Source organism: Symbiopectobacterium sp., from assembly GCF_051710365.1.
Taxonomy (GTDB): Bacteria; Pseudomonadota; Gammaproteobacteria; order Enterobacterales; family Enterobacteriaceae; genus Symbiopectobacterium.
Map to the genome: position 1 here is coordinate 1 of NZ_JBPETA010000389.1, position 945 is coordinate 945.

A 945-nucleotide genomic window follows, 5' to 3' on the forward strand; every position below is an offset into this window, starting at 1 on the left:
GTTACGGATGGTAACGTGGGGAGTACTCATGCTGATTGGTCTGCAAAAAGCAGTAATAAATTCAGAACTTCAGAATACCGTCAAGTCCCGAAAAAAGAAAAATCAGGTGCGGAATGACGGCTGAAAGTGTTTCAGTCATAGATACCCGTTAATTTTTTCACCTGCTTTTTGAGCCACTTATTTTCTTCCGTCAGATAGGCAATGGTTAACTTATATTCCTTTGTTTCACTGTCATCCCCGGGGAAAATTTGAGTGTTCATCAAATAATGAGGATGATTAATATTATTACTACCGTAAGTGATAACGCCCCTTTCCCTGTAATCAGGTTGATTGAAGGTCGTGATATGAGGTTTATTAAGTTGCATCATTCAATCCTCCGTTGGCTATCAAAATATTTTCGCTTTTCCCAATCTTCGCGGCACTCCTTGCAGCAGAAATTACCCCCTGTTGGCTCTTCACAATTATAGCAACGTCCGTTAACGGGTAATTGCTGCTCCCAATAATGGGTAATGAGATGTTGGCGAAAGGCTTCTTCGTGTTGGCTAGCTATATCTACATCATCTGCCATAACTCTATTTCATGCTCCTCAATCGTTTAATAATTTGCGGGTATTTTCCGTTAGCTGTGTTTGAAATAACGCCATATTTTCCAAGCAGCACGACCCAGCCTCAAATTCAATGAACGAGCCGTGATGTATGCGTCTGTCTTGCCTTGGCGGTAATGCCATACTCCGTTTTCGGCTTGCTGTACCAGATGCGATGGTTAAGACGCTTAACCATGTCGTACTTTTCGGCGAAACGATTAATTTGTTCTTTGAATCTAGGCTGTGTCCCTTAATTGCTTGAGCTATAGTATCCATCTGTTTCTACGACACTTTGGATTATGGCTCGCTACGATCTTTCTGATGAAGCATGGGCAATCATTGAGCCCTTGTTACCAACCGTT

The 945-nt window shown here is 42.0% G+C and carries 1 protein-coding gene; it reads right to left on the reverse strand.

Annotation, left to right across the window (positions count from 1 at the left end):
* Window positions 1–131: 131 nt before the first annotated feature.
* Window positions 132–368, reverse strand: coding sequence for a hypothetical protein (locus ACTBDZ_RS18175; protein WP_438816315.1), 237 nt, complete (start codon window positions 366–368; stop codon window positions 132–134).
* Window positions 369–945: the final 577 nt, after the last annotated feature.

Excerpts from the sequence above, each read along its gene's own strand:
- ACTBDZ_RS18175 (WP_438816315.1), bottom strand. The coding sequence starts at position 368 with ATGATGCAACTTAATAAACCTCATATCACGACCTTCAATCAACCTGAT.